Raw genomic sequence first — 21,750 nt, forward strand, 5'->3', positions numbered from 1 at the left:
AGGCCGGAACAGTGTTTCGGCCGCTACGATCTTCCACGACGATCTGCCGCTAACAGAGATTCAATATGAGCCGAATGAGTGATACCTGGATATTGGCCGCCCAATGCCCGAGTCGTCTGGGCACGGTGGACGTCGTCACGCGTTTTCTAAAAGAGCAGCAGTGTTATATCACCGAACTCAACTCCTTCGATGATCGACTGGGCGGGCGCTTTTTTATTCGCGCTGAATTTCGTCCAGAGCTAAAGGCGTTTCAAGAAGAGCGTTTCCACGCCGATTTTGCCGCGCGGGCGGATGAATTCGGCATGCAGTTTGAATTGACTGCGCCTGGTAAACGCACCGGAACCGTGATCCTCGTCTCGAAAGCGGATCACTGCCTGAATGATCTGCTTTACCGTTATCGTACCGGGCAGTTGCCCCTCGATATCCGGGCGATCATTTCCAACCATCCGGATCTTGAGCCGCTGGCCACATGGCACGGCCTGCCGTATCACTATCTACCCATCAGCCCCGAGACGAAACTGCAGCAGGAAGCGCAGGTGCGCGACATCATCGCGGAAACCGACGCCGAGCTGGTGGTGCTGGCAAGGTACATGCAGGTGCTGTCGCCTGCCATGTGCGAGCTGCTGGCCGGTCGGGCCATCAATATTCATCATTCGCTGCTGCCGGGCTTCAAGGGTGCCAAGCCGTATCATCAGGCTTACGAAAAAGGCGTTAAGCTGGTTGGCGCCACGGCGCACTACATCAATAACGACCTCGACGAAGGGCCGATTATTGCCCAAGGGGTTGAGCCCGTCGACCACACCCATTATCCCGAGGATCTGGTGGCCAAGGGGCGTGATATCGAATGTCTCACCCTGGCCAGGGCAGTCAGCTATCATCTGGAACGCCGGGTCTTCTTTTACGCCGGGCGTACGGTCGTGTTCAGCAATTAATTGACGGATAAGCGCTGTCAAAAAAAGCGCGTTTTATGCTCGGGTAACGGCGGTCGCTCACAGACGCTGGCTAGCGTTAACTATCCCTTTGCTTGGCTAAAAAGACGGATCAATAGCGACAAACGTCACTGAGCGCTAAATGCTTAAAACGTCGTTGTCGTTATTGTTATGTCAAACACTTAATAAATTATAAAACGTTTCAGGCCATGCCTGAGGTTACCTGTTTATACGACAAGAGGTGTTCCCATGCCTATCAGTGTCTTCGACCTTTTCAAGATTGGTGTAGGCCCCTCCAGTTCCCATACCGTCGGGCCCATGCAGGCGGCGTTTAAGTATGTCACCACTCTACGCGAAGACAGCCTGCTCACTGATGTCGGCCATCTTGAAGTCCATCTTTATGGTTCGCTATCCGCGACGGGCGTCGGGCACGCCACTGATCACGCGATCATTATGGGGCTGATGGGTGAACGTCCTGACACGATTGACCCTTCAATGATTGATCCCGCTATCAAGGCGCTAAAAGAAAGCCAGTCATTGCCGCTTGGCCGACAAAAAAACGTCATGTTCAACTGGGACCGTGACCTTTATTTTCATGAAGAAAGCTTGCCGCATCATCCGAATGCCATGCGGCTGGCTGCTTTTACGTCTCAAGGCCAGTTGCTGTATGAAAACACCTATTATTCGATCGGCGGTGGCTTTGTGGTTGAACAAGCCCAAGTAGACAGGCCGCTGGACGATCTGGGCGGCGTTACCATCCCTTACAACTTCGATACTGCTGAAGAGCTCTTGGCGCTATGTAAACAGGAACAGCTGAGTGTCAGTCGCCTAATGTTGGAAAACGAAAAAGTCTGGCGGACCGAGGAAGAGGTCAGAAACGAGCTGTGGCGCATCTGGCAGGTCATGTGCGAATGCATTGACAATGGCTTGGCTCACGAAGGGATATTGCCCGGCGGTTTGAACGTCAAACGACGGGCCAAGTTGCTTCACCAACGCCTTCAGGCGGCAGAACAGAACGATTGCCTGATCGCCACGACCTTTTCCGCGATGGAATGGGTGAATATTTTTGCCCTTGCCGTTAATGAAGAAAATGCCGCCGGCGGGCGCATGGTAACAGCGCCCACCAACGGCGCCGCGGGCATTATTCCCGCCGTCCTGCACTACTACATGAAATTCCAGGCCAATGCCTGCGAGAAAAACGTGGTGGATTTTCTGCTGGCGGCAGGTGCCATTGGCATTTTGTGCAAGAAAAATGCCTCGATCTCCGGCGCCGAGGTGGGCTGCCAAGGGGAAGTTGGCTCGGCTTGTGCCATGGCAGCCGCCGGCTTGGCCGATGTGATGGGCGGAACGCCCGAACAAGTAGAGCATGCGGCAGAAATCGGCTTGGAACACAATTTAGGCTTAACCTGTGACCCTGTGGGGGGGTTAGTGCAGATTCCTTGCATCGAGCGCAACGCCATCGCCACCATCAAGGCGATCAATGCTGCTCAGATGGCGCTGCACGGCGATGGCACTCATTTTATTTCGTTAGATAAAGTGATTCGCACTATGCGCGATACAGGCAGAGACATGCTGGATAAGTATAAAGAAACCTCCAAAGGTGGCCTCGCCGTCAACGCCATTGAGTGCTGATAAGCGCCTGCTGACGTCGATGCAAACGCCGGATCCTTGCTGAAACAGGATTCGGCGTTTTTTATTTGAAATGTAATGACGTTCAATGCCCGACTATTGTTGAAAATCCAACCGTCAGCAGACCTGGTCTGCCTTTTGGCGACTTTCTAAGCCTGTACAGAAGAGCGACACCCTGGCATAGTCATCCAGTTAGTTTGAAGGCTAACGAATTTTTCCGTTTGGCTGGGCCGTCATTCGTCTGAGAGGTTTTTTAAAATGCTGATATACATTGTTTTTTTAATTATTTTTGTGGGTGTGACAGGCGCTTTATATCAGGTGTATGAAACCCACTACAATATTAACGTGGGCAATGACAAAAAGCTGTCGAATGCTAATAAGAGCCGCTTAAAAGAGCTATCAGCAAAGGCAATCACGGCGACACAAACGAATGCAAGTTCAGCGTTTGATCATGCGGTTAGCAACGCTTTAGGCCCTGAGTTTGATCGCGGTGTCGCGCTGACCGCGTTTACTCAAGCGGAGGAGGGTAGCTACGCGATTCCCTTGTTACGGCGTAAAGCGCAATTGCGTTTTAACGGCGACAACGATGCAGTGACTGTTCGCCACCTGCCTTTCTGGCAAACACAGCTGCCGCGGATCAATAGCCGGGCAGTGTTAGTTGCTTTGGTGATTGTTAATTGTTTCCTGGTTCAGTTGTTGGGCGCCATGAGTATTTATACGCTTAATTATCCAGTATCGCTGCCCTGGTTGGCGTGGCTTAACGAGCCATTGGTAGTGATGCTGCTGATTTACGCATTACTATTTATCTCGTTTATGATCGCTAAGCTTGATAGGTACATGCACGACCTTTATCAGCTTGGGGCATTGTTCAGGCATGAGGCTGTCGGTGAACCTGAATTCAACCAATAACTGCAGCACCAATGCCTGAACGCATAGAGTAGCTGCAGCGCTTATATTATGGGTGGCAGTACTCTTCGCTAAGCGTCTCCCTTCCAGCTTCTTTCAGCATTGTGCTAATTAGCTCAGCGTCTTGAGAGCCGAATACACGGCCACCGGTTTGCTCTGCAATGCAGTTAGAGAGGCCGCTATTCGAAATGTCGACGACGTTGACCCGCAGCCTAGGCTGCCGACTGGCGATGTCTTGGGCGACGGCGCACTGGTTCTGGCCGCAGCCATCGGCGCCATCAACAAAGGCAAGAATGACCGCATCGCGCTCTTTGCCATCCACCATGCCAGCTGCGCGGAGTAGACTGGCGGCGAGAGGCGTGCCATCGTTGGCGGCAAGACCGTGCACGCCCTCTATGAGCTGCGGACGCTGTTCTGCATTGAAAACGCCATGCCCAATCGTTGCTTCACAGCCTTGATAAGTCACTAGCCCAATATCCACATCAGGGTCGATGGCTTGTACCAGGTCGCTAAATGCATGCTGGGCAATGGTGAGGCGTGAGGGTTCAGCCATCATCCGTTGCACACGTGGGTCGTTGGCTCTTAACTCGCGTAGAAAATCCGGCATGTTAAAGAGCCATTGCTCATCTTCCATGGATGTCTGGATGTTGAGGTTCATGGAGCCAGAGGTATCAAAGATAGTGATAAATTCCGGCGGCGGTGTGTCGTCGTTGCGACAAGCAAAAGGTAGCGCTTTGGCGTCGCTGGGTTGCCAAGGGAGCGAAAAGCGTTCCCAGTGTGTGAAGGCGAGCCATAAGCCAAGCAGCGCCAATCCTGCCAATAACGGCAAAAGCAGCGGTATCACCCAGCGGCGCGACGCTGAAGACGTCGGCTTGACGGCAGCGGACGGCAAAGGGGCAGTCGCTGGTGATGGTACGCTGGCGGGTATCGACGCCGACTCGGTGGGTACCCAGCGGATCAACAGCGGCTCACCATTCACCGCGTAGAGGTTGCTGGTGTCGGGGGTTGTGGGCAACTTGCGCAGCTCTGCAGCAGCGGGTTCGCCGCGCTTTTCCAGTTCGGTGATCAGGTTGCCTAACGCCGATAAGCGTTGATCGAGGCGCTGTTTCAGCGCCTCCTGCTCAGCTAACGGTAACTCGGTGAAGTGACGCGGCTGGCCTGCCAGCTCCGTCCACCACTCCAACGCCCCCGAATTACCGTCGCGCGGTAGAGCGAATAGATTGCCAATACTGGGTGGGCAGTAGCGATAAACGAGTGTCTGCAGCCGTTCTGGCTGATGCGACTCGGCTAGCGCCAAGTCCTCCTCACGCAGGACACGCTGCATGGCGGTCCCCCCTCAAGGAGGTAAACCGTCTTGGCATCACGGTGTATACCCCAGGCTTTGCTGCAGGCGGTTCACTTGCTCTTGTAGCGCGTTTAACCGTGTCTGCCGCTCGGCGAAGGTTTCACCGTCAGCACGCTGTGGAGAGGTGCCTGTTTGCATTTGCTGCGCCACCTCGTTCAGCTGGTGCTGCAGCCCGAGTTGATCCTGGGTGCGGCTTTGTAACCGGACCAGCAGTTGCTCAATCGTACGTTCAAGCTCGTACTGCTGTTGGTTAGTAACGCGCAGCTCGTTGCGAGTGGCGCGTTGCTGTTCCATGATCTGGTGCTGGATATCACGAAACAGCGCGTTCTCTTCCTGATCAAGGTGAACCTGGTCTTCGCCGGCATCAAGGCGTGCCCGGTAGCCGCCGCCCGCATCACAAGACAGCTTAGCGATTAGGCTAGCCGCCTGGCTGGGGTCACAGGCTGCGGGCGTTGTTGCGCAACCGCTGAGTATCGCAAGGCTGCTGGCCGCGAGAATAAGTGGAAGTTTCATGGGGTGCCCTTAGCCAAGCGTAATTGCAGAACGCATGTTGTAGAGGTCGTCAACTTCTTGCTGAAGAGCAAGCACTTGCTCGTTCATCACTTCAATTTCTTGCTCTACTTGCTGAACTTCCGCAGGGCTGGTTTCCTGGCGCTCTAGTTGGGCAACTTCTTCATATTCGGTGACGGACTTTTGCATGTTGCTAAGGTCGCGGCGCAGGATGTCGATATTACTGTCAATGCCAGCTAACTCTTGCTGGGCAGACGCCTGGTTGACGCGTTGCTCGGCAATCTCCTGTTCGATACGTTCGATACGCTGACGATCTTCGGCCATAACCTGACGGGCGGTTTCCGTGCGCGCGATGACTTTTTGGGTATCCGCTTGGATGTCTTGGCTCATCACTTCGAGGCGCTCGGCGCTGGAGGCGTATTCGTTACGGCGCTGATCCAGGTAGTAATTGGCGCCCATGGCCACGCCGCAGGCGCTAACGCCGGCAATAATGGCGCACTGAGTGCGATTGCTGGTGCCACTGAGCATGCAGCTCATGACGCCCACCGCCGCACCGGCGGCACACGCCTGTAAGCCAGACTTATTGAAAAACTCGGCGTCATTGCCTTGGGTCAGGCGCGGGTCAGCGGTTTGGCTGCTGTTAGATCCGTTAAGTAAGTTGCTGCCCGTGCTGGCACAGCCGGCGACGAATAGAGCGCTTGCCACGGCGGTGCAAAGTAGCAATTGCTTAAAAGAAGGTGTGCGAATTGTCATGTCATATTCCCTTGTGTGGTTTGATAATGTTTTTTTGGTGGTGATTATTGTTCTGCCATGGCTTTGCAGCTTTCGAGCCACGCTTCGGCGCTGATGCTCTGGTCATCCAAATACTCGCGTTGGTGCTGCCAGTAAGTCTGAAGATAGGGTTCTAATCCGCTCAGTTGAGCGTTGCGAGAGAGTATTGCGCTGAAGACGTCTACCTGCTCCTCAATAGGCGCCGCGCCGTACAGGGTGGCTGACTCAACCAGACTGCTAGCGTAATAGCGGCTTAGTCCTTGCAGGCGCTGCTCTTGCTCGGCTAAGCGAGACTGGCGCATCCCGCAGCTGGCATCGGGGCTATCGTTTTCACAATTGACGCGATAGTTGTCGGCAAGAAAAGCATAAAAGACACCATCATCTTCTAACTTGGTGCATAAAAAAGCGCCCAGATTGAGACTGGCGCGGATCGCTTGGTTACGCGCTTCTTCCTGGCGTTGGTTGCTGGCGCGCAGTTGGCGTTCGAGCGACTGAAGCTCTTCTTGTAAGGCGTTATCTTCTATTTCAGAGGCTAACGTTGCCAATTGCACTGCGGTACCGGGAGAGCCGTCTTCCTCACTTTCGCCTAGCCCTAAGGCTTGCCACTGCTCATCTATGGCCGCCACACGCTCGCGGGAGGTGAGGGTTGGCGCGACTAGCGCCAGGCGCATGCCGTTGGCACGTCCGCGGGTTTGCGCTTGGTTGTCGTAGTAAGGTTCTTCACCACGCAGCGCGGTGCGAATATCTTCACGCGGGCTTAAATAATTGCCGCCGCGTACGATGAAGCCGCCTGCCTGGCCGTGTTGGCGGTCAAGCTTATTTAGCCGAAAGGGTTCAAACATCATCTCGCTGGCGTTGCCCAGCATGTCGTGAAAGCCCAGCGGGTTAGGGGCTAGAAGCCCCGCTAGCTGGAGCCGCCCGTTGGAAGACTGCGCTCCAGCAAACCACTCATAAGCGTTAATCCCTTCCGGCATGGGGTAACGGGAACCACGGTACTCAGCGGTACTGACCTCCAAGCCGCCGCGAACGGCGAACTCCCATTCAATTTCGGTGGGGAGTCGCATAAAGCCCAGCGCGCCATCTTCTTGAGGCAGTGAGTCTGGGGCGTTTGCGCGTAACCACAGGTTATACGCGTCGCTGAACTGCATGGCGTCAAACCAGCTCAATTCTATTTTGGGGAAGCGCTTACGATTGGAGGGCTCAGGGCAAGTGTCTTCCATCAACGCGTCATACTGCAGCTCGGTTAACTCGTACTTGGCCAGTAGGTAGTGACGCGAGGCGGCCGCTGGCGCCTCCGCAAAACTGCCGGAAATAAACGCAGGGCGACTCTGTTCTACGTAGCCCCACCCGGTGCCGTCCTGGCCGACCTGTACCGGGAAATCATCCAGCGGTTTCGTCACCGGCACGTGCACTTGACGAAAGGTCATGGCACCGCCGCAAGGCATGGGCAGCACAACATCGTCCTTTAACGGCGCCGGGTTATAGAGTCGTTCATCCCATTCGGGCGCTGCGTGGGCAGTCACAGAAACCCCTAAACCTGCCATAAGCGCGATAAAACGGCGTTTAAGCTTCACGTAAACTCTCCGATGGCTGAATCCCATAAGCGCGGGCAACGCCCACTACAACGACGAGCAATCCGACGCCAAGGGTCAGCATTAGCGCGATCACCGCATGGAGGGGCGTTATATGGCTAACGACCCCCGCTGACATATTGCTGGTGGCCAAGGCGCGATTAAAAACGGCAGAGCCTAGCGCAAATAGGCCAAGCCCCACGACAAAGGCAAGTAGGGTTAACACGCCTACCTGAACGGCTAAGAAAGTGGCGACGGCCGGGCGCTGGAAACCTAGCAAGCGTAAAACGGCATACTCACGTCGCTTGCGGTCAATATTGGCTAAGAAGGCCCCACTCATTGAGGCCATGCATCCCGCCAGTGCGGTCGCTGCAATAACGCCGAAAACAAGCGCTAATACCTTATTGATGGCACGCACATTTTCGATTTCAGCCAGGCGACTGGCGGTATCGATGTGCTGTTCTTCCAGCCATTCCACCAAGCCTTGCACGGCGTCTCCCTCCCTGGCGTAGACGCGTGCGCGCGCATAGCGCAGCGGGTAATCTCCCCGTGCTAAGCCGTTTTCCACCCCTAGCCGAGGGCTTGCATGACCATCGCGGAACCGTTCTAGCTCGATTAATAGCTCAAGGTCGACAAAAGCCGCTGGACGTGGAAAACGGCTGGCTTCCAAGACGCCAGCTACGTCGATAGCCAAGCGACCGCGCTCTAGCTGTCCGTCAAACCGTCGACTGACAGCCAGCGTCAAGTGGTCGCCTTCCGCCACCTCGAGGCGCCTGGCCGCTGGTTCGCTAAGAATTACTTGATCCCCTTGTGGGTGGTGGGCAACGTCGGCCAGTAACGGGTCGCCCGGCGCCGAAGGGATCAATTCCGCGCCTTTTACAAAGCGCTGAGCATCCTTGAGTAGATCGGCTTGGGTATTGAGTGAGCGTGTTTGTCCAATCACAAATCCCACTTCGGGTTGCTCACGTAGGGTCGCTAGCCAGGCATTGTCGTAGCTGCCGCTGGTCAGCATGCGCACTTCGAGGTTGCGTGGGTCGTCAAGCAGTTCGCGCTGCAACTGGCTGACGACGCCGTGCTTGAGACCAAAAAGCAGCAGTAGTGGGGCAATAACGGCCACCAACGCGGCGGCAATACACAGCGATACTTGGCGGTCGTGCCAGAGGTCTTGCAAGGCTAAGCGGGCGATTAAGGCGAAGCGTTTAGGCGGCGAAGGCAAAGCGGCTCCCCCCCGACGTCAAGGTGGCGGCTAACCTTGGCAGCTGGAATTGAGCGACCAGCGTATAATCATGCGATACCACCAGCGCTGCCATATCGAGCTCCTTCACCAGCGCGACCATCAGGCCAAACAAGCGCTCGCCGGAAGCGGGGTCAAGGGCCGCGGTGGGCTCGTCGGCAAGCAGTAGCCGCGGCTCGTGAGCCATCGCGCGGACAAAAGCCGTTCGCTGGCGCTCACCAATGGAGAGAGCCCCAGGGCGCTTATTGAGCAGGGCATCTAAACCCAGCGTGGCGCAGGCATGGACAACGCGCTCGCTGTGCTCAGGCAGGCCCAGCAAGCGCCGCGGTAACGCAATGTTGTCGCGCACGCTTAAGAACGGCAGCAGGCCGCCATTTTGCAGTAAAAAGCCAATATCGCGTGATCGAATGCTCGCGAGCGCGCGCTCATCGCCAGCGCGCTGCAGCGCGGCGATGTCTTGGGGGGGCGTTCCAAGCGTAAAGCTGTGTAGCGCACTGGGGGCCAGCAACAGCCCCATCGCTTCCAGCAGCGTGCTCTTTCCGCAGCCGCTGGGGCCGACAATGGCCGCTACGTGGCCAGCGGGGAGCGAAAGCTTAGGCAGGTGCACTTCATGCCGTTCATGTCCCTCGCCACGCGCCACGCGTAACTCCGTTAAATTCAGCATGGCGGGGCTTAAGGCATCATTTCAAGGGGAATGGGATAAACGTCATCGCGTGGGTCAGCGCCTTCCGCCAACGACACCCAGCGGTCGACGTCTTCGTTATAACGCTGGTAATGGCGAAGCTTGGTTGCCAGACGTCTAATGAATCGCTCTTGCTGTAGGCCGTCCCAGCTCAGCCAAGTCTCCTCATCGAGATTGAGCACCTCGCTTTGATAGGGCAAGTCTTCGAGGTATTCCCCCATTAGCCCCAGCTCGCCTAAGTGCTGCCCCTCGCTTTGTTGGACCTGGCTGGGGTCAGCCCCCATTGCGGCGGCGACAGAGCGTAGCCGTTCGAACATGTCGGTGGGAGAGATAAGCCCGGCGTTGGCGGAGCTAAGAATTTCACTGACCACGTCGCTAAGGTCGCTGAGCTCTCCCTTTGTCAGTAGTACCCGGACGTCGGTGGTGGGTATATTCTGGGCGATAAGGTCGCGGTCGCTGATCCATGCTTCAAAGACCGGCGGGGCCTGGCTACCGGTTACCTGACCCAGATACGCCAGGCGCATGGCATGGCCAATCACCTCGAGGTCATCGACGAGGCGCTGCTCACCTGGGTCGTCGGGCTCATCGGCATTTAACGCACTGCCGATGGCTTCGTCACCCAGGTAGGCGGCTTGAACCTGGTCGGTAATCGCCGAGGCTAATGCATCAACGCGCTGGCCAAAAAGCGCCACATCACCGGTGTTAACCGGATAGTACAGCGAGGTGCCGGTGCCCGCGAAAGTCGACAGGTTACGGTACTGCGCTTCGGCTTTAGCATGGTCGCCGTTACTTTCGCCGCCAGGGGTTTTGAGGTGTAACGTATAAACGGCAATGCCGTGACGGGAAGCCTCAAGGCGGACTTGGTCGGCATTAAAGCCAGTTGACGAGCGCTCGCCGTCACCGTCAATGGCGCTGGCATCGGTGATCAAGACAATATAGCGGGCGCCAAAATTGCTCCACTCGATCTCTTCGACCGCTTGCATAACGCCCGCAAAGGCGTCTTCTTCCCAGCCGACGGTGGACGCCTGCGCTTCACGAAGGTCGGCGACATGGGCCATAAAATCGCTGCCGTTCTCGATGTCGGTAGGGTTCGCAAACATACGAGTGACGTACTCGACCTCCGGTGCGGCTGCTACGCTATCGCGGTAGGACACCAAGCCAAACTTCACCTGGTCGGTTAGTTGCTGTTCTTCGATGCGCTGGTAGATACGTTCAACGGCTTCCCGGGTCCGCTCGATGTAAGGACCCATAGAGGCGGTTGAATCGATCACGAAAACAACGCCCGCATTAAACTCGCGTAGCTGCGCTGACGGATCTTGCGCTTCCTGCTGGGTGTCTTCAGTCGCCTCACTAACCGATGCCACGCGCAGCAAGCGAGTCATGAAGCCGGCTTCGGTCATGATTTCCTCGCCCTCCAGAATCGGCAGCAGGTAAAACTGTTCGTGGAGGTCGACAAAGTATTCGGGTTCCTGCGCGACAATGCCGGGGGCCTCGCCATCGCGGCGCAGCTGCGCGCGTAAAGGCGCCACCTGGCCAGACGGTTCAAAGTCATCAAAGATGTGCATCAAGCCGTCACGCTCTTTGAAGAACATCAGGCGCTCACGGTTGGCGGGATTGGTAAATGACAGCGTCAGCTGCATCTTCCAGTCGACGGTGCACGCCTCCGGCAGCCAGCCAATGGCGCTGCCGTAGCTATCGGGCCCTACTTCAAGCCAGTTTTCGCCGCTTTCGTCACTGCGCTGATAGACGTAAAAACGGCTAAAGGCGGGTTGAATCTCGCCCCCCGAGACGCCCGCTGCTTGGGTAAGCTGGCAGCCGGGGGTAGTGAGGACCCGCTGGTAGAGGGTTTCTTTGCCCTCTTGTAAGAGCGGGCGCTGGTCAGCGAGTGCGGGCACCACGGCGACCAGTGTCAGGCTTACCGTCAGGGCTAATAATGTTGCGCGTAATATCATCCCTCAAGTGCCTCCAAGCGCTGGCTGGCTTCCGTGTTCTCTGCATCGATCCCCTGTGCCGTCTGGTACCAGAAAATAGCCGTTTCGGCATCCGGTGCGGGGAAGCAGGCGCTCGGTGAATGCTGTTCGGGATCAAATTGACGGGCATAGCCCAGGGCGGCCTGGACATCACCGTTGAGCGCCTCGTGCGCGTAGAGGCGGCGGGCAATACCGCAGTGCTCATTGGCGAGCGCTTCATCAATGACGTCTAATATCGCCGCTGCCGCCTCACCGTCGGCTGCGGTGCAGCCTTGAATAAACGCCAGCTCGCCTTGCTCATCCATACGCTGCAAAGAGCAGGGCGCCGCCGCTACCACCGCCGGGGGTTCTTCCGGGCTTGGCTCGGCAGGCTCGACGTCATTGGTTTCAGCGGCGGCCTCGTTTGCGGTTTCCTCTTCTGGTTCCTCTTCTGGTTCCGGTTCTGGTTCCGGTTCGGAAGTCTCTTCCTCGGGTTGGATCTCTTCTTGTACGGTTTCGCTGGCGCTGGGTTCGTCGTCACGCGCGGCCAAGCCAAACCACGCGGCGGCGCCCAGAATGGTCACCAGTAGTAAGATAGCCAAGGCCAGCCAAAGCCAGCGGCGGCTGCCCGCTTTTGTCGCCTCAGGCGGTTCGGGTTCCGCCGCCGCTGGTTCAGGCGCGGGGTCGGTGGGCGCCGGCTCAGGGACGGGGGCTGGTGCCGGTTCTGGCGCAGGTGGCGGTTCAGGGGTGTGGATGGCAGTCCCAGCTTCGAGGGATGGCGTACTGCCACTCGCTCCAGAGGGCAGTAGGTCGCGGGCAAGCTTGATACGCGCACTGCCTAATTCGGCGCCATCTGGGCCGTAAAATCTGGCCATGTTCGTTGCATGAGGGTTTTCCAGCAGCGGGTCGACGACCTGCTTGTCGACCACCGCCGTGAGATTGCCGTCGGCATCGGTTTCCAGTGCAGGTAGCTGGAACTTGAAGGGATGACTGCCCCATTGCCCATTGTCTTGTAAAAAGTGTTCATCCTGGTTGCGCTGAATGTCCACCGACATCCCTTCGCCCGTTACATTGCCACCGATAATCACTAGCTGGCCGACCCCGGGTTTGGGGTCAGACAATGGGCGGAGTTCGATTTTACGCATGCGCCTTTTCCTTCGCAGAGAACAGCTCCAACACCTCACCGAGACGCTCGTTTTGTTCGATGGTGATTTCACGCCCACCGCTGTGGCCGGCATTCTCTTGAGTCATGAGGCAAAGTCCTGATAGCCAGTCGCCGAGGTACACCGTGGCTTGGTTGACCGGTTGTTCAGGTAGCTGAGGGAGTTCGCCCTTTGGAATGGGGTGACGCTCGTAACCGAAGAGGTGAGTTTTGCTGCCCACGAAGCTGTTTGGGCGTTGGTCGATTGAAACGTAGTGGAAACCAAGCCAGGCGATGAAATCCTGCAGAATCAACTGGGCGGACAACACTTGGCGCGCTACAAGGCGGTCCCGGCGGGCGCCGCTTTGTACGCGCTGCAATAATGAAGCGTGTAGTTTGTCTTGTACGTTTAGCCGACTGGCCGCGGTGATCAGTTCATCGGCCAACAGCTTAACCAGCTCGCGGTCGAGGCCGAGCATGCTTAGTAATCCCTGGCGTTGGGGCAGTTCACGGACATGGCCCACCCAGGCGTTGTAGATAGCGCGGGCAAAACGGTGATCGGCGCTTTGCAGTACGGTGGCCTGCGACGTGGCACTGGGCGCGGCCGAGGGCTCGTCAGGGGCATTGCCGAAGGGCAGCTCACCGAAACCACTCTCTAGCCCAAAGCCACTGCTGCCATATAGCCCACCATCCTCTGTGGGTGTGTCGTCATCGCCTTCTGCGTTGGGTGACGAGCTGTCTTCGCTGTCGCTCAAGTAGAGGTCGCGGACGATTTCGTCGGGTAGCCCAAGGTTATGCTGCAGCTCCCCAAGCGACGGCAGGCGCGTTTGCAGCTCCTTCCAGAAACGGCTCGCAATGTCGCGTTTCTCGGCGACTTCACCGCTGGTGTCGCCAAAATGCCAGCGGGCTAAGCGATCCGTGATCAAGGCGCGATAGGTTTCCTCGAGCTGACTTTCGATACGCCCTAGCTTGTACTCAAGGCCTGCGATACGCCCTAGGTAGTCGCCAATACGCGCCATGCCGCCATCGTCCAGGGCCAGCATGGCCGCCCAGGCCGCGGCCGGCTGATTGACGTGCTGCTGCACCGTTTGGCTAGCAATAAAGGTGCTTTGCATACTGCTTAATGCATCGCGCGCGCTGTCATCAATGGCCACTTCGCGGCCTTCTTGACTGACCAAAAAGGGCACGGGTAGACGCGGCTTACGCACCAAAAAGGTATTATCAAAGGCTTGCCCAGGTGCCCATTCTTGCATCCAGTCAAAGCTGCCGAAGCGTTCCAGCATGGTCATTTTGACCAGCCCTTCCCACCCCTCGCGTAACTGGCTTTCGGTTTGTTGCAAGGCACCGGCGATGCGCTTATCGAACATGGTGAGGGTCCAGATGAGCCCTGGATCACGTTGGCCGCGCTCTGCGGCGGTTGCGCCTTGGGTTTTTTCTATCCAGCGGGTGAGTACCGGCCCGACGCTGGTGACATCGCTCTGCTTATCGGAGCTCGTACATACCACCAAGCCGTTCATTTCTTGGCTGTCGGTGTAACGCTCGAACAGGTAAGCCACTTTGCCACGCAGGAGCAGCTGAGAGAGCCCTTCCTGGCTACCCGCCTCACCGATTTGACGCAGGCTGAGTCGGCCGCGGTAGCCGGGGAAGTCGAGTAGGTCAACCTTTTCAACCCGCGGGTCTCGGGTGGGCTCTACCAGGGGAAACGTGAGCTCTGCCGTTAGCGCAGCCAGCTGAGCGACGGGCAAACTGACCGGTGCGCCAAGGCTATCGCCTTTGGCCGGGCAAACATCCAGCGGCTGATCCTGTGGGGTGCCTAGGCGCTCAAGAATATCGACATTCATAATGCTGTCGCGCTGGCTAAACCCTTCGCCATCGGGGGCGACGAGGCAGCGCAGGGGGGCATAAACCCTTGAGGCATGCCCCAGGGAGCCAAGCGTTTGGGCTAACTGGCGGTAGAGGTTAGTCAGTTCAGGCTGCTCGCCCCACAGAATCGAGAATAGCTCTGCCCGTTGGTGGCTAGTGAGCTGCGGGGCGAGTTTGACCACCTGTGGCCAGTAACGGGCATTGAGTTTGCTGACTGACTTGGGAAAGCTCGCTTGCAGGTAGTCCCAAAGCGCTACCACGTTTTCCGCGGTAACGCCGGGTTGCCGTTCCTTACTTAGCTTGCCCTCATGGGCCGCCAGTAGGTTGGCGACCTTCCCTTCATCAATTTCATAAACGTCTTCGCGCTCGTGGTCGAAGTCGTTGAACCACGCATTCGCCAGTACTTTGGCCACTTCAACTTCGTTGAACAGCTTGAGCTCGACGGGAAACTCTAACGGCCCTGAACGCGACGCGCGGCTAAAGCGGGTGACCAGGCCGGTCGCTTCTTTACCCCCGCCCACCGGATTGACATGCTCGATAAAGTCCAGGCGCGACGTGCCATAGCAGGTTTCCAGCTTGCCGTTTTCACCGGCGGCTAACGCGGAGATGAGGTAGGACTTACCCGCTTGGGAGAGGCCAAAAAAGCCTACGGTCATAGGCGTGGTCGCCGCGTGGGATAAGCTTTGGGCCAGGTTGCGAGAGCGATAGAGGGCGAGCCCAAGGTTGTCGGCTTCACTGTCGAGGCTTGGCGCGCTATCGCGTACCTCTTCAATCCACTCAAGGGCTGCGCCAGCGCCCTGATGAAACGCCTGCCAGCCTTGGCTGAGTCGCTGCTGTTCGGGTGTTAACTGCTCTGGGGTCAACTGGTTCATATGCGTTTCACGCTCCCGCTATCCAGCCAGTAGTTGGTATCACCCAGCCCGGCATCATTTAGGGTATTGAGCTGTAGCTTTAGATCTCGCGGGCTAAAACTACTCTCGCCGTCAGTATCAACGCTGACGACCTTCAAACGGTCACTGATTAAGCTGCCTTTGCCTGCACGTTCATCGACCCCTAGGCGTACTTTCAACACCGGCGCTTGGCCACCATTGGCTTCGGCCTTCGCCAGTTTGTCGGCGCCTGAGGCGGTGAAATCCAGGGTGTAGAGCGGTGAAGCGGTCCAGCGCTGAGCGTTGAGCTGGCGAAAACCAATCCTTAGTGGTCCACGCATCTCAATAACGGGCGTCTCATCGTCCCCTTCCTTATCCAACTGAATCGTGGTGCCGTTTTCGGTTGTGGCGATGTCGCGGTAGGTCACATCAGCGTTAGGGATCGTGTTGTTATTGTCGATCAGGCCAATATGGCGAATGGTTGAGTAAGGACGTAACGCCGCCGCATTGAAAAAGAAGTTAGACAGATTACGCTGAGCGCACAGCAGGCAAAGCATAGCGCCGACGGAAGCCGTGCTCTTGGGGTCATCGATGCGCCCATTGCGATGAAAAGGGTACCAACTGCCAGTACGATAACCCTGCATCGGCATAATGCGGCCCGGCGGCAGCGGCAACATCTTGCGCAGGTACGCTTGAATGCCGGGTAAGCGTGATGGTCGGCCGGTCAGCAAAAGGTTGTCACACTGATACTCAAAGACGACTTCGCACAGCGAGGCCAGGGTTTTACAGATATTGAAACGATCTTTTAAGAAGGCGCGGTGAACATCCAGCAAATTGAACGTAATCGGAATGCTCAGCAAATTAAAGTTGCAATCCAGGCCCAGCTCGCGGCGCAGCGCATTTTCCACATAGCGATGCACCGAATCGCTTACTGCCTGTTCGCCAAGGCGTTCGCCATAGGTAAGGGTCTCAGGCCCTGTCGGTTGTTCGGGGTCAAAGGTTTCATAGGATTCGAGCAGGGCGAGCCCGAGAGGGGTAAACACCTGCAGGTTGAGCTGTTGACGCAGCACCTGGTCCTGAGCATTGGCTCCCTCCTGACCGCACAGCCGCGACATCATGGCATCGGGTGAGGCGACCCCGGCTGCTTTGAGCGCTGTTTCAAGGCTGGGGAGGATAAACAGCTGAATGACATCCAGCAGGATGTCGTCACCCGCGACACGAAAGCCGTCGCGAAACCGCTGTTCAGGGACGACAAAGACATTACTGCCCCCGCTTGCCGAGCCGTTACGGTCAAGGTGGTAGTCAGTAATGACTAAATCGGTCGTGCCGCCGCCGATATCGATCGTCGCCAGGCTGATGCGCTCACGGTCGAGTTTGTCGGGGCGGGCAAGCGTGGCGAAAAACTCCTCTGGATGGCCAGCAAAGTTCTCCTTGATTTCGGTATAGAGATACACCAGTTGCCCGCAGGAAGCCTCATCCCACTCCACGCGTAAGCGCGGCATCGGCACACGCAAGGTGCCGTCATCGCTAGCGTCGAAGGGGTTGCTTTCTTCGTCACCTTCGTGCCAACCCAGGCTTTTCCAGATCAGCGCGACGGCCTGCTCAAGGCGGGATACAAAGAGGCTGCGCTCTGCTTGCGGCAGGGCTGGCGGCACTGTGAGCGTAATCGAGCGTAGATGGCGTGGCCGGTTCGTGTGCCCTTGTCGAACACGTTGGGCAGGGCTGTTCATCTGCATCAACGCTTGAGCCAACACCTCTGCGAGCATAAACGTCATCAACGAGCTGCGTGAATAGTGCGGCTTGAAGACCGGCAGTTGATCGTCTTCGTCCAGGGTATAGAGCGCGTCTCCCAGCTCGTTGATCAAGTGCGAGAAGGGCGCTGCCGTGGCGTGTGGCTCAGTGTCAGTGCGCACATAGGCGCTGTTAAAACGCCAACCATGGCGGTAAGTATCATCGTCCCACAAATAGCGTTTGGGGCTTGAGAGTCCCGTGGAGCCCTCGGTGCCGCGTCTGCGCCCGGCTAAACGTCCTGCTTCAACGCCAACGCGTGCAATGGTTGGCCACAGAAACGCATCGTGGCGTCCACTTTTGACAGATAAGTGATCTTTGCCAAAGAAGGTTTGTGAAAATTCGATGCGGCTTTCAAAGGGGTCACGATAGACACGTTCAGGATCAACAAGGTCGCGTAGCTCAAGCACATAGTTGTGCTTTAAGCCCATGCCGGATTGGCCGTGATCTTCAATCAGAATGCCGCAGGTACGCGAATTGCCAACGTCCAGCACCAAATCAACGGGAATTACCCCTTCTTGCTGGGAAATCACTTTAATGTCAGGGATTTCTACATAGGGGACTTGCTTGCGATGCTCTTCTTCAATCGGGCGGCGCAGCAAGCTGAGCACGTTAAGGTAGTGCGCCAAGTGTTGGCACTCATCCAGGCCTTCACGCATTTCCTGGCTATCAAACGTCGGGTTGGCTTCGCGGAAAAGCTCCTCAAGCCACTCCCTGACCCAGGCCTGATCGAGAAACCAGCGCATATTGGAAGTGCTGGTCGCTAAGCGGAAGTTGGCGCCCGCATTAACATCATCGTGGGTCGGGCAGAGGTAGGCCGTGTTGTCGCGCCGGGTCAGGGTTTGGGTGTCAAACGCCAATGTCAGCCGGTGGGTGTGGCCATCAATGTCAGGTTCATTGAGCACGGTTAGGCGCATACGTGCCCAGTTGTTGGGTCCCTCATCAAACTTGCCCGGCGGACGAAAGCGAAAGAACGGTAGCGGCAGCCAAGCAGCATTAAGCTGCTCGAGGCTGGTTGCCATGGCCATATCGAATTGGGGCCGTTTGACGGTCTCAAACGTGCCGGACTCCACTTCATGAAAGAGAGAGCCATCCTCTTCGTTAACGAGCAGGCGGGTCAGCATTTTGTCAGCGGTAGCCAGGTACATAAACTCCCCGGCTGGCTCCTTACGCGGGTCCAGTTTTAAACCGAAGTCCATAAACTGAACACCGGAGTGGCTGACCAGGGTGACCACCTCTTCAAAATTAATTATTTCAGGCAACATAAGTCGTTTACCGTCCTATTCGCTGGCTTTCTGCAGCTGCATGGGGAAAGGTTCATCATCATAGCTGGCGGCGCAATCGGCTATTTCGCCATCGGCTTGACGGCACTCCACCCGCGGCATTTCATAATGGCTGCCGTCTTCGCAGCGAGCACGCTCTTGAGCTTCAACCTGAAGTTCACCGTCTTGCATGGTGGCGGCCACTGGCCCCGTACAGGACATGCCATTAGCGCCACCGCGGCGGATTTGCATCTGCCCTTGACCCTGATCAAAGGCATACCTTACCTGTAGCGGACGGCCACTCTGGCTATCCATGACGCCGGCACCGCGCCAATCACCATTGAGAAACGCGGCGGCACCATCGGGTGTATTGGCGGGCAGGCTTAGCGGCGCTGGGGCTGTGCCAAGCTCGGCTGGAGCCATCGTTTCAGGGCTACCTTCACCCGGTTCTGCTGGCGCCTGTGGCGCTTCGCCTGGCGATAGCGCGGGAACCGCGGGTAGCTCGCCCTCACCATCACCATCCGGCAGTGGCGTTTCAGCTGAGGCTAAAGAGGTGTCAGCATTAGCGACTTCTGACTCCGGAGCAGCGCCAGGCAGGCCAATAGGAGCGTCGGGCAGTGCCCAGTCGAGCGCCCCGGCACCACTGCCGAAGGACGGCAGGCTGAAGCCGCCATTCATTTCTACGGACCCACTGGGCAAAGCAGCACCGCGGGTCTGCGCCTTAAAGGGCCAGACATCCCAGCCTTGCCACCCAGGCTTGGCGGAGGAGAATGCCGTAACGTCGCCTGAGGGTAGATTGATCCCCATATCGGGCCCTGTCATGGGGTGGGAGCAGGCTCGTAACCCTAGCAGTAAAAGCAGCAGACCAAGCAGCAGTGCTAACGGAAACAACCACCATAGTCGCCGCCACCAGGGGCGCGCTGGCGCTTCGACAATGGCCGCTTCAGCGAGAGGGGCTGCAGTAGCGAGCGGTGGAGTGGCAGGGGGAGTAGCTGATGCCAGCTCAGGTTCCGTCTGGGGATACAGGCACTGAAGTGGATTGGCATGACGGTCGGTTTCCGGGTGCGTAAAGCCCCAGAAAGTCATCACCGGGGTGCCATTGACTAGGTAGACGAAGTTTTCATCTGGGAAATGGCATACCCACTTGAGCAAACGCGCAAATACCTCATGATCACCGCCCTGGCTTTCATCGGGTATTTCAACGGCTTGAATCTCTTCTTGAAAGGCGGCCAGCTGGATGCGGGCATCTTCTCGTTCGCCTTCTGTCGCGCTTCTCCAGGGCACGACGTCGCCCTCTATGCCGCTGTACCAGTCAACGCCTTCGCCTTGCTGGTCACGCTGTGGAATAGCAAGGTGGCGCTCACGGCCTTTTAGGCGCCGCGCAATTGCCTTGCGTAATTGTAGCGCGGAGTAATAAACCGGCTGCCCGGTTTCGCCGAGGGCGCGATACTGGTCTGTTTTACCGCTATGCAACAAAAGGGATGTCATATCTGAACCTTACTTCGATAGAACCATTCTTTAGCTGGCCCAGGTGAGCCAGTGTCAAAACAGCGAGTTCGATAAAGCAAGGGGCAGGCGTGCGTTGCACGCAAGTTAGCATGAGTACAAGTCCAGCGTTCCCTAGCGAATTTTAATTGGTATGATTAGTTTTCTAAGCATCATAGCAAGGCTAACTTAGTAAAAAAAGCTAAGTTAGTGTATTAGATAAAAGGGCTGTTGAAGACATAATGATGCGAGGACTCGATCGCTGCCTTTTTAAAATAAAAAACCGTGTCAGATCAGCGCGGTAAAGCTAGCCGTTTTTAAGTTAGTCACGTGGCTGGGCCATCTGAAGTGCTTTGCTGTGGCCATGCAAGGGGATCAAATTAACGCCTGAGGGTTTTTTTAGGCCGAGCTGTGGCTGGCGGCGGGGTATATAAAACCTCAAGCCCTAACGTCGCGGTGCAGCCATTTGACCGCTTAACGCCCCGTGGCTATTCCAGCTACTACTAAAGAAGTGCGGTATCCCCAGGGCACGTAGTGTCAACAAACTGGTAGCATTTTCGGTTATCCAGTAAGTTGCACTATCTGTCTTGGGGAATTCAACATGCCGGTTTTTACCAATATTGAAGATTTACGGCGCCGCTACGTTCGGCGTACGCCAAAAATGTTTTACGACTATGCCGAGTCGGGTAGTTGGACGGAACAGACCTTTCGCGAGAACACCAGCGACTTCCACCAGATTCACCTTAAACAGCGTGTTGCGGTGGATATGTCGGGGCGCTCGACGCGCAGCAGCATGATTGGGGAGGATGTTGCCATGCCGGTGGCACTGGCGCCGGTGGGCCTAACCGGCATGCAGTCGGCCGACGGTGAGATTAAGGCGGCCAAGGCGGCTGAGAAGTTTGGCGTGCCGTTTACGCTTTCGACCATGTCGATCTGCTCAATTGAGGATGTCGCCGAGCACACAACAAAGCCCTTTTGGTTTCAAGTCTATACCCTTAAGGACGACGATTTTATGCGTCGCCTGTTTGAGCGCGCCAGGGCCGCCAACTGCTCTGCCATCGTCGTGACGGTCGACCTGCAGGTCTTGGGGCAGCGCCATAAAGATATTAAGAACGGGCTGTCGGCACCACCCAAGCTGACCGCCAAGTCCATCGCCAACATGGCCACCAAAATACCCTGGGGGCTTGAGATGCTGCGGACTAAGCGGCGCTCGTTTGGCAATATCGTCGGCCATGCGAAAGGCGTGACGGACCCTTCCTCGCTATCTACCTGGACTTCGGAAGCCTTTGACGTGTCGCTCGATTGGAAGCGTATTGCCCTGTTTAAAGAGTGGTGGGGCGGCAAGCTGATCGTGAAGGGCATTATGACCCCTGAAGACGCCCGCTGTGCGGTGGAGATTGGCGCTGATGCGATTGTTGTTTCCAATCACGGTGGTCGCCAGCTGGATGGCGCGATGAGTTCCATTCGCATGCTGCCGAGCATTATGGACGAAGTCGGCGATGATGTTGAAGTGCATCTGGATTCGGGCATTCGTTCCGGTCAGGATGTTCTCAAGGCGCTCGCCCTTGGGGCCAAGGGCACTTACATTGGCCGCGCCTACACTTACGGCCTCGGGGCGGCAGGTGAAGAGGGCGTTACCCAGGCGCTCAACATCATTCATAAAGAGCTGGATACCACCATGGCGCTGTGTGGTGAAACGGATGTTAAGCGGCTGGGCCCGCACAACCTTTATGTACCCAAAGGCTTCGATGACCCCACGGTAAAACTCTGAGCGTTACCAGGGTTGCCAATGGGCCCTAGACATCTGCGCACCCAT

The 21,750-nt window shown here is 56.9% G+C and carries 15 protein-coding genes; 4 read left to right on the plus strand and 11 right to left on the minus strand.

Features of this window, described 5'->3' with window-relative positions:
• Positions 1-65: 65 nt before the first annotated feature.
• The 3 genes from purU (at position 66) to HVA01_RS00630 (ending at position 3,467) form a co-directional block, all read left to right on the plus strand.
• Positions 66-932 carry a formyltetrahydrofolate deformylase gene (gene purU, locus HVA01_RS00620; protein ID WP_146872538.1) on the plus strand — a complete coding sequence of 289 codons (867 nt, stop codon included), beginning with the start codon at positions 66-68 and terminating at the stop codon, positions 930-932.
• Between the two features lie 246 nt (positions 933-1,178).
• Positions 1,179-2,561, plus strand: a complete 1,383-nt coding sequence (locus HVA01_RS00625) for an L-serine ammonia-lyase (RefSeq protein WP_146872539.1) — start codon at positions 1,179-1,181, stop codon at positions 2,559-2,561.
• Between the two features lie 255 nt (positions 2,562-2,816).
• On the plus strand, positions 2,817-3,467 hold the full coding sequence (locus tag HVA01_RS00630; protein ID WP_146872540.1) for a hypothetical protein: 651 nt from the start codon (positions 2,817-2,819) through the stop codon (positions 3,465-3,467).
• A gap of 46 nt (positions 3,468-3,513) precedes the next feature.
• On the opposite strand, the gene HVA01_RS00635 is transcribed toward HVA01_RS00630, so the two are convergent.
• From HVA01_RS00635 to HVA01_RS17570, 11 genes are read right to left on the minus strand one after another with little or no spacing between them, the layout of a single operon-like run.
• The gene (locus HVA01_RS00635) at positions 3,514-4,788 is read right to left on the minus strand and encodes a vWA domain-containing protein (RefSeq protein ID WP_146872541.1); all 1,275 of its coding nucleotides are present in this window, start codon (positions 4,786-4,788) and stop codon (positions 3,514-3,516) included.
• Positions 4,789-4,824: 36 nt separating this feature from the next.
• Positions 4,825-5,322: a hypothetical protein gene (locus HVA01_RS00640; RefSeq protein WP_146872542.1), complete on the minus strand. Its 498-nt coding sequence runs from the start codon at positions 5,320-5,322 to the stop codon at positions 4,825-4,827.
• 9 nt (positions 5,323-5,331) lie between these two features.
• Positions 5,332-6,072 (minus strand): hypothetical protein, encoded by a 741-nt coding sequence (locus HVA01_RS00645; protein WP_146872543.1) that lies wholly within the window; start codon positions 6,070-6,072, stop codon positions 5,332-5,334.
• Positions 6,073-6,116: 44 nt separating this feature from the next.
• Positions 6,117-7,664: a formylglycine-generating enzyme family protein gene (locus HVA01_RS00650; RefSeq protein ID WP_246129357.1), complete on the minus strand. Its 1,548-nt coding sequence runs from the start codon at positions 7,662-7,664 to the stop codon at positions 6,117-6,119.
• A complete protein-coding gene (locus tag HVA01_RS00655; RefSeq protein ID WP_146872544.1) occupies positions 7,654-8,877 on the minus strand; it encodes an ABC transporter permease in 1,224 nt (407 codons plus the stop codon). The genes HVA01_RS00650 and HVA01_RS00655 overlap by 11 nt, the downstream gene beginning before the upstream one ends.
• Positions 8,861-9,535, minus strand: a complete 675-nt coding sequence (locus HVA01_RS00660) for an ABC transporter ATP-binding protein (RefSeq protein WP_246129359.1) — start codon at positions 9,533-9,535, stop codon at positions 8,861-8,863. Before HVA01_RS00660 ends, HVA01_RS00655 begins: the two co-directional genes overlap by 17 nt.
• A gap of 32 nt (positions 9,536-9,567) precedes the next feature.
• Positions 9,568-11,529 carry a vWA domain-containing protein gene (locus HVA01_RS00665; protein ID WP_146872546.1) on the minus strand — a complete coding sequence of 654 codons (1,962 nt, stop codon included), beginning with the start codon at positions 11,527-11,529 and terminating at the stop codon, positions 9,568-9,570.
• On the minus strand, positions 11,526-12,671 hold the full coding sequence (locus tag HVA01_RS00670; RefSeq protein WP_146872547.1) for a hypothetical protein: 1,146 nt from the start codon (positions 12,669-12,671) through the stop codon (positions 11,526-11,528). The genes HVA01_RS00665 and HVA01_RS00670 overlap by 4 nt, the downstream gene beginning before the upstream one ends.
• Positions 12,664-15,402 carry a putative virulence factor gene (locus tag HVA01_RS00675; RefSeq protein ID WP_146872548.1) on the minus strand — a complete coding sequence of 913 codons (2,739 nt, stop codon included), beginning with the start codon at positions 15,400-15,402 and terminating at the stop codon, positions 12,664-12,666. The genes HVA01_RS00670 and HVA01_RS00675 overlap by 8 nt, the downstream gene beginning before the upstream one ends.
• A complete protein-coding gene (locus HVA01_RS00680; RefSeq protein WP_146872549.1) occupies positions 15,399-18,452 on the minus strand; it encodes a virulence factor SrfB in 3,054 nt (1,017 codons plus the stop codon). Before HVA01_RS00680 ends, HVA01_RS00675 begins: the two co-directional genes overlap by 4 nt.
• A 15-nt stretch (positions 18,453-18,467) precedes the next feature.
• Positions 18,468-19,937, minus strand: a complete 1,470-nt coding sequence (locus HVA01_RS17570; RefSeq protein WP_146872550.1) for an SrfA family protein — start codon at positions 19,935-19,937, stop codon at positions 18,468-18,470.
• Positions 19,938-20,535: 598 nt separating this feature from the next.
• On the opposite strand from HVA01_RS17570, the gene HVA01_RS00690 reads away from it, so the two are divergent.
• The gene (locus HVA01_RS00690) at positions 20,536-21,705 is read left to right on the plus strand and encodes an alpha-hydroxy acid oxidase (protein ID WP_146872551.1); all 1,170 of its coding nucleotides are present in this window, start codon (positions 20,536-20,538) and stop codon (positions 21,703-21,705) included.
• The last annotated feature ends 45 nt before the right edge of the window (positions 21,706-21,750 follow it).

The organism is Halovibrio variabilis (genome assembly GCF_007991175.1).
In the GTDB taxonomy this organism is placed as follows: domain Bacteria; phylum Pseudomonadota; class Gammaproteobacteria; order Pseudomonadales; family Halomonadaceae; genus Vreelandella; species Vreelandella variabilis.